This is a genomic window from Bacillus sp. JJ1566 (genome assembly GCF_036962685.1).
In the GTDB taxonomy this organism is placed as follows: domain Bacteria; phylum Bacillota; class Bacilli; order Bacillales; family Bacillaceae_L; genus Ferdinandcohnia.
This window is the reverse complement of record NZ_JBALOP010000052.1, coordinates 80,565-88,422: the sequence shown is the minus strand read 5'-3', so window position 1 is coordinate 88,422 and position 7,858 is coordinate 80,565. Positions and strand designations below refer to the sequence as shown.

Sequence of the window (7,858 nt, the reverse complement as noted above, 5' to 3'; positions counted from 1 at the left end):
ACCTTTCTTGCAGTACACGCTACTTCTGTTTTCACCCAAGTGTGTACCGCGAAACCTTTCTTACAGATTAATTTTTTATAATTTCATAAAAAGAAGCCTACCCAAAGGTAGACTTCCACATTATTTATTCTTCTGTTTCTCCAAATCGTTCGACTAAGGTTGCAAGGGTACGAACCATTACACCGGTCGCTCCTGCAGGGCCTAGATTATGAGGTGATGTCGTTGTTGCCGTGCCTGCAATGTCAAGGTGCACCCATGGCGTATTTTCCGCGAATTCACTAAGGAAAGTACCTGCAAAAATCGCATGACCATCACGTCCTGGTGAATTGTTTAAATCCGCCACCTGGCTCTTACGAACACGCTTTTTATGGTTTTCTGTCATCGGTAGACGCCAGATTGGTTCGCCAGCTTCTAATGACGCTTCCAACACTTCTTCAAAAAAGGTCTCATTATTAGTCATAGCACCAGTAATATCATTTCCTAGTGCGACAATCACTCCACCAGTTAATGTTGCAACATCCACTAAATAGGAAGCACCGTGGAATTTTGCATATGTGATTCCATCTGCTAATGCTAGACGTCCTTCTGCATCTGTATTTAGTATTTCAATAGTTTTACCATTCATAGATGTTACTACATCGTCTGGCTTAAAGGCATCACCACTGATCATATTGTCGGTTGATGGGATGACAGCCACAACATTCTTTTCAGGACGTAACTCACCAATAATCTCCATTGCGCCTAATACAGCAGCTGCTCCACCCATATCCGTTTTCATGCCCACAATTCCGTCTTTTGGCTTGATTGAATAACCGCCCGTATCAAAGGTAATCCCTTTTCCGACAAGACCGATGACATCCTCCCAGTTTTCTTTTCCTTGATATTTGAGGACAATCAATTTCGGCGGCTCGACAGAACCTTTATTTACTGCCAATAGAGCGCCCATCCCAAGCTTTTCCATATCCTCTTTTTCAAGGATTTCTACCTCAAACTCATATTTCTTTCCTAGTTCAGCTGCGTAATTCGCTATATCTGTAGCAGTTAGCATATTTCCCGGTAGATTTACAAGAGTTCTTGCAGAGTTTGTTCCTTGTCCATATGCATATCCTACTGTCAAACTAGCCTCAACCTCATCAGCAGCTGCCTCTGTGTAAACGACTACTTCTACAATTTTCTTTTCTGGCTCATTTGGCTTTTGCTTATAATCCGCAAATTTATAGGTAGACAATGCAAGCGCTTCTCCAAATGCATGCGCAACATCTTGGGCATCGAGTCCTTCAGTTACAAAGGAATCTAACCAAACGGCAAAGCTTTCTAATTTTGCTTCATCGATTGCTTTAACAGCCTTTCCAAATGCTTCTCTAAGTGATTCAAAGGATTGTTTAGCTTCCTTACCAAGCCCGAGAAAATACACTCGTTTAATAGGAGCCTTTCCTAATGTATGTACTTTAGAAACGGTATTTTGCTTCGTAGATATGTCTCCTTCTTTTAATAGGACTGTAATTTGACCATCTACTAATGTATCTAATTCCTGTGTCAGCCCAGTTGTCTTTTGATTTTTAGCATATAAACCAATTAGTATGGCTTCATGTGCATCCTGTACCTTTACTTCATTTTTAACTGTAAACATTTTTTACACCTCCAACTAATTTTCACCTTCTTATTATATACTTCGAGACACTAAATTTCACCTTACAGCCATTGGAGAAGAATTCATTTTGCAGGCTTATGTAAATTCTTTTATAATAATAATAAAGTTTTACATTAGATTTCTATTGAATAAGTTTTTAAAATACAGTAAATTATATTTTCAATTAATAAAGAGAAAAAAGTGTATTTTGACGAGAGGACGAAGTTTACATGGAGCTTTTTACTAATTTCCCCCTTTGGGCCGCACTTGCTGCAATTGGATTTGCGCAATTTGTTAAGGTCCCTCTACATTTTGTAGTGACCAAAAAAGTTGATTGGTCCCTGATAACGAGCACTGGAGGTATGCCTAGCTCCCATTCAGCTGCTGTAACAGCCTTAACAACTGGAATTGGCCTTGAGCAAGGATTCGATTCTCCTTTTTTTGCGATATCTACAGTATTTGCTGTAATCGTCATGTTCGATGCTTCTGGCGTTCGCAGACATGCTGGTGAGCAGGCTACAGTTCTAAACCAGCTTGTTGCGGATTTTCAAAAATTTGCTGAGGATGCAAAGCTATGGCCAAAGCTTGATGAAGCTAGAAAACGTAGTGAGTTAAAAGAACTCTTGGGGCATAAGCCAATCGAAGTATTTTTTGGTGGACTAACTGGAATCTTATTAACATTATTACTTAATATCTTGTAGCATCCAAAACGGGCTAATCATTGCGATTAGCCCGTTAACTTTTTTCACCTATAATTTGCTGACGGAATACCTGCATTGCCTTATCTTCATTCATTGCAACGATTTCTTCTTCTGATATTTTACCGTCGCCCATTTTGATCACATACACATCGAGGGTTTTCTTCCCCCATTTATTATAGACATCGTGAACTGTTTCATAATACAAATCAATTTTATTTCCTTTAATGGCTCCACCTTTGTCTGCCACAACACCATACCCGTAATCAGGAATAAACAGGATAGTCCCGATTGGGAAGACATTTAAATCAGCTGCAATTGTAGAATACAGGTCGCGCTTTACCTTTACACCCGAGTAAGTGATCCCGTAGGATGGGTGATTTGAATCTTTACCTGTTGATTCAACTCCTGCCGTGTATCCAGTCGCTACAACTGTTTTTGTTGGGTATTTTGAAAAATCAATCGCTTCTTCGATTGGTAATGTACTCTCAACATTGGAAGCCGTGATCGCCTTTTTTCCATTTATGAAAAACGTAAATTTTGAGAACAGTCCAACATTTTTCATGACAACTGATTGCGATTTCTCTTTTATTTGCTCGCTTGCCCAGCTTGTAAGATCCTTTGTCTCAACTCCGGAAAAAGATTGGAACGTAGTAAATAGTGCAAAAATCACTAATATCGTCATTGCACTTCTTCTTATATTTGTGTTTAAATGAAACACATTTTTCCACTCCTCTCACGACTCTATTTCTTTCCAATTCGGTTAGAAATTATTCGTTTAAGGTTGGAAAATAAAACTAAATATAAAAAAGAAACGTAAGGATCCATCACTAAATCCTTACGTTTCTTCTCATAATCACTATATGGAAAAGGTTTTCTAGAACATTCTGTATCCTTTTTTTCGAAGCAGTTTAATGACCACTCCAGATAAAATCGCACCAGCTAGGCCACTTAGTAAAATCGTAATATCTAATGGGGCTAGTGTCATAATGCTATTACCTAGTGAGCGAAATGCATTTCCAGGTGAGGTGAAATAGTCGAGAAACGAAACCTCTTGAACAATTGCTAACGCAATAACCGGGTAGATAATAGCCATGATCCACGACATCCGTAAAAGCATATTAAGAATGAATCCAATTCCAAAAAATAAAACGAAAAATAACAGCATCGAAATTAATAAAATCGGTAAAAAGCTGAGTGTCATGGTAACTCTCCTCCAAGTCACAAATGCGCAAGCGCCTCCCCAAGTGGCTCATCGACTAACTACTGCCACGTCCTGTGGCAAACGTCGATGTCAACACATCCTCGAAAATGCTATGCATTTTCTTCGTGCGAGGATCATGCTGTCGAAGCTTTCCTTGTCCTGTGCAAGTCCGACAAGCACAAGACGAGCTGGCTAGAAGGTTGTTCTTTGACCTTCTTGACAGATTGGATTGTGACCTCGAGGGGCTAGGCGCTGAGCTAGACGAACACAAATCCCTTCCTAGTGTACTAAAGGGATGGAACTTAAGTCAATTGATTTTACTTTATGATTATGGCTAAAAAGTGAAAAAGGAATGCGAGTCTCCCCACATTCCTTTAGACTATCTTATAAGAACTTTAATTTACCTTTTTTAAGAACAAGTGATGGACCACCCACGATGAATAGTGCACGATTATCGATTACTTTCTTCATGAATGCCGCTTTGGAACCCCAAATCTTTCTACCGAATACAACTCCGATTCCATCATGCTCACCAAGTGAACATACAGTCCCTTTGTTATCGAATGAAAATTCACCAAGCTCACCTTGTCCACGAACAAGAACTGCGATGTTTTTGGCAACTAAAGCGCCTTGTTGCATTGCAATTTGTGCAGTTGGAGGATATGGACGATTGATTTCTTCGTTAATGACTAATGAACTATCCCCAACGAAGAAAATATTGTCATGTCCTGGTGCGCGAAGCTGTTTATCAACCTTCACACGTCCACGCATTGCTTCAAAGCCAGAAGCGTCGATTACGCTGTTTCCGCGTACACCTGCTGCCCAAACAACAGTACCAGCTTTGATTTCCTCAGTAACATCATCTTTACCAACGATGATTCCGTCTGGTGTACCTTCTTTGATGGCAGTACCGATTTTAAATTCTACACCTTTTTTCTCTAGGTGGTTTACTGCATATTCAACTAATTCAGGATCGAAGCCTGGTAATGCGTTAGGTGCAGCTTCGACACAGTAAATTTTTACTTTATTTTGATCAACATCGTATTCGCGGCAAAGCTCAGGAACTCGGTTAACGAGTTCCCCTAAGAACTCAATTCCAGTAAAACCTGCTCCACCAACAACAATCGTTAGACGGGTATCGTCTTTTTCTTCTTCTGTATTATACGTTGCAAATTGATATTCAATATGCTCTCTTATTTGACGAGCTGTATTTATGTTTGAAATTGTAAATGCATATTCCTTCAAGCCTTTAATACCAAATGTCTCAGATTCTCCGCCCAATGCAACAACTAAATAATCATATTCAACCTGTGAATCATCTTCAAGGATTACACGTTTTCCTTCAGTGTCAATCTTTGCTACAGAGCCTTTTACAAATTTTACTTTATGACCACTAATTACATCTTCAATTTGGTAACGTACACGATCTGCATGTAAAGTACCTGCTGAAGCTTCGTGTAACCAAGTAGTTTCATAATGGTAATCATTTTTATTAACAAGTGTAATATCAGCTTCATTTACACCTAATGTTTTTTGTAGGTTAACAATCGTAGTTAATCCACCGTATCCTGCACCTAAAACGACTATTTTTGGCTTTCTCACTGTAATCCGCCACCCTTTTCTTTTTTTGCAGCAAAAAATCTCTTACTTCTATTTTCAACCGCAAGCTCTGATTTTATTGATAATATAGTTTGTGATATCCTTCACGTAAGATACCATGACTGGACATAAAAAATTACGACATTTGTCAAAAAGTTTTACTATTTAATATCCATATCCTATAATATGACTTTTATATTGATATTTCAAGTAGTTGATTAGCTTTTTAAAGCTTAAGAATATTTAAAAAACAATAGTTTTTGGCGTTTGTAAGAAAAATGTCAATTCCACCGTCTAACTTTTGCCACATTTGGGCAATAAAAAAGTCAGGCTCTGTTTAGAAGCCTAACTTTTGTATTAGCAATTTTCAGGTGTTCCCGCTACTTTTGCTGTACGGAAAGAAGAACCACAACCACATGAAGCAATTGCATTCGGATTATCAATGGTAAATCCTCCGCCCATTAGGGATTGTTTGAAGTCTATTTTTACCCCTGTTAAAATCGGTGCATCTTCTTTATTGATCAAGATCTTAATCCCATGTTGTTCATCATGTAGATCCACTTCAGTATCTTCTTGTTCAAAGCCCATTCCGTAAGAAAGTCCACTACAACCGCCACCTTTAACAGCAACACGTAAGAATGATCCTTCTTCCTCATTCTGTTTCATCATATCTTTAATTTGAAAAGCAGCTGCTTCAGAAATATCAACGACACGATTTGTCACGTTCGAACCTCCTTCTTTTTTAAAGGTTTCAAATTTTGATTATTACTATAAGTATAATGTTAAAATGAATTTGATACAAATAATCCGTTCGTTGTTAAATTTTTCTTATTTTAAGTATAAAATAATATTTCCTTGACCACAATGAGATTATCCCCCGTTTTTTTAGAAACTCTTCATTCTTGAATGGAGGGTTTTCTTTTTGCCCAAAAATAAGAAAAAGCAGTCTATTAACTGCTTTTTCAACATTTATATTAAAAGTTTGTATTAGAACATTGGGTTTTCTTCTAAATAGGCATAGATATTTTCAACAAGCTCTTCAGCTGTTTCACCAGTAACTACATCCCCATTTACAAGAGCATATAATGACTCAAAGCATTGCCCACAATAGCTTAGACATCCATACTCAATTACATCAAGATTAGGATCCTGTTCAAGGATTTCCTTTGCTTTTTGGGAGCCACTTGCCAAATTACTAACACAAAATTCAATGATAGGATTCACTGGTTTTTCACCTCACTACAACTACCTATCGTACTCTCTTTTTTTCCATTCGTCAATTTTACCGATATAAGTTGTTATTTTGTCACATTTTCGCTATAATTTTAGTGTCTTTGAAAAGGATTACAGATACAGATAAAATTATTATTGATAAAGCTTGAAAACGTTTCAACTAAAGAGAGGAACAAAAGGGGATAATCAGCATGAAAAATCTTGTTATACTTGGTGGTGGGTATGGTGGAATGCGGATGTTACAGCGCCTGCTGCCAAATCAATTGCCCGAAGGTATTCAAATCACCTTAATTGACCGAGCACCTTATCATAGTTTAAAAACGGAATTTTATGCACTTGCAGCAGGTACCATTTCTGATTCACATGTTCGTGTCACATTTCCTGAACACCCTCGTTTACACGTAAAATTTGGGGAAGTTACGGGCATTGATATGAATGAAAAGCTGGTTCACATTAAAGATGAAGAATCGGTAAGATATGATGATTTAGTGATTGGATTGGGCTGTGAGGACAAGTATCACAATGTGCCAGGTGCGAAGGAATTCACATATAGCATCCAGTCAATTGACAATGCGAGGGAAACCTATCAGAGACTTAATAATCTTCCTGCCGGTGCAACTGTTTCCATAGTCGGAGCAGGTTTAAGCGGGGTTGAACTAGCGAGTGAACTTTATGAAAGCAGACCGGACTTGCAAATTAAGCTGTTTGATAGAGGAAACCACATCCTTTCCGCTTTCCCGGAAAAATTAAGTATGTATGTTGAAAACTGGTTTGATAAAAACGAAGTCGAGATTATTAATAACTCAAATATAACAAGAGTCGAAGAAGACGTCTTATATAATAATGATCAACCTGTTCAAAGTGATGTTGTTGTTTGGACAGCTGGTATTCAACCAAATAAGATCGTTCGGGACCTAGATGTTGAAAAAGACGGTAGTGGCCGGGTAATTTTAACTCCACAACATAATTTACCAAATGATGAACATGTCTATGTTGTAGGGGATTGTGCAAGCTTACCACATGCTCCAAGTGCCCAGCTAGCGGAAGGCCAGGCAGAACAAATTGTTCAAGTTCTTCAAAAGCGCTGGAAAGGTGAAGCCCCACCAACTGAGTTTCCAAAAATCAAGCTTAAAGGCGTACTTGGTTCGCTTGGTAAAAAAGAAGGCTTCGGATTAGTAGCAGATCGTCCACTCACGGGACGCGTGCCACGTATGTTAAAATCAGGAGTATTATGGATGTACAAGTATCATAATGGATGATAATAAAAAATCGCGGTAGCTTTTGGGGCCGCGATTTTTTGTGTTTTATATGAGGCTGTATTTGGAGGATCTTCAAAATTTTATTGTCTTTGTGATATTGGAGGATGGGGGCCGGCTCAGTGACAACTGCTCTTTGCTACTCGCACGGTTTGTCCCTGGAAACATAGGATTAGATACACTTCGGCGTTTTTGCCTGGGCATCACAGACAATTACTTTGTGCTACTCACTCGTTTT

8 protein-coding genes are annotated in these 7,858 nt (G+C 38.4%); 2 read left to right on the top strand and 6 right to left on the bottom strand.

Features of this window, described 5'->3' with window-relative positions; all coding sequences use genetic code 11:
• Positions 1–124: 124 nt before the first annotated feature.
• Positions 125–1,630 (bottom strand): leucyl aminopeptidase, encoded by a 1,506-nt coding sequence (locus V7112_RS18830; RefSeq protein WP_335422705.1) that lies wholly within the window; start codon positions 1,628–1,630, stop codon positions 125–127.
• Between the two features lie 230 nt (positions 1,631–1,860).
• On the opposite strand from V7112_RS18830, the gene V7112_RS18825 reads away from it, so the two are divergent.
• Positions 1,861–2,331 (top strand): divergent PAP2 family protein, encoded by a 471-nt coding sequence (locus V7112_RS18825; RefSeq protein ID WP_335422703.1) that lies wholly within the window; start codon positions 1,861–1,863, stop codon positions 2,329–2,331.
• Positions 2,332–2,365: 34 nt separating this feature from the next.
• Here the strand turns inward: V7112_RS18825 and V7112_RS18820 are convergent, their stop codons facing one another.
• The 5 genes from V7112_RS18820 to V7112_RS18800 form a co-directional block, all read right to left on the bottom strand.
• Positions 2,366–3,049 (bottom strand): 3D domain-containing protein, encoded by a 684-nt coding sequence (locus V7112_RS18820; RefSeq protein WP_438823918.1) that lies wholly within the window; start codon positions 3,047–3,049, stop codon positions 2,366–2,368.
• Positions 3,050–3,205: 156 nt separating this feature from the next.
• Positions 3,206–3,532 carry a YuiB family protein gene (locus tag V7112_RS18815; protein ID WP_335422700.1) on the bottom strand — a complete coding sequence of 109 codons (327 nt, stop codon included), beginning with the start codon at positions 3,530–3,532 and terminating at the stop codon, positions 3,206–3,208.
• A 384-nt stretch (positions 3,533–3,916) separates the two neighbouring features.
• Positions 3,917–5,134: an NAD(P)/FAD-dependent oxidoreductase gene (locus V7112_RS18810; protein WP_335422697.1), complete on the bottom strand. Its 1,218-nt coding sequence runs from the start codon at positions 5,132–5,134 to the stop codon at positions 3,917–3,919.
• Between the two features lie 354 nt (positions 5,135–5,488).
• Positions 5,489–5,854 carry a HesB/IscA family protein gene (locus tag V7112_RS18805; RefSeq protein ID WP_335422694.1) on the bottom strand — a complete coding sequence of 122 codons (366 nt, stop codon included), beginning with the start codon at positions 5,852–5,854 and terminating at the stop codon, positions 5,489–5,491.
• A 264-nt stretch (positions 5,855–6,118) separates the two neighbouring features.
• Positions 6,119–6,355, bottom strand: coding sequence for a YuzB family protein (locus tag V7112_RS18800; RefSeq protein WP_010676416.1), 237 nt, complete (start codon positions 6,353–6,355; stop codon positions 6,119–6,121).
• A gap of 200 nt (positions 6,356–6,555) precedes the next feature.
• Between V7112_RS18800 and V7112_RS18795 the strand changes: the two genes are divergently transcribed.
• Positions 6,556–7,623, top strand: a complete 1,068-nt coding sequence (locus tag V7112_RS18795) for an NAD(P)/FAD-dependent oxidoreductase (protein ID WP_335422692.1) — start codon at positions 6,556–6,558, stop codon at positions 7,621–7,623.
• The last annotated feature ends 235 nt before the right edge of the window (positions 7,624–7,858 follow it).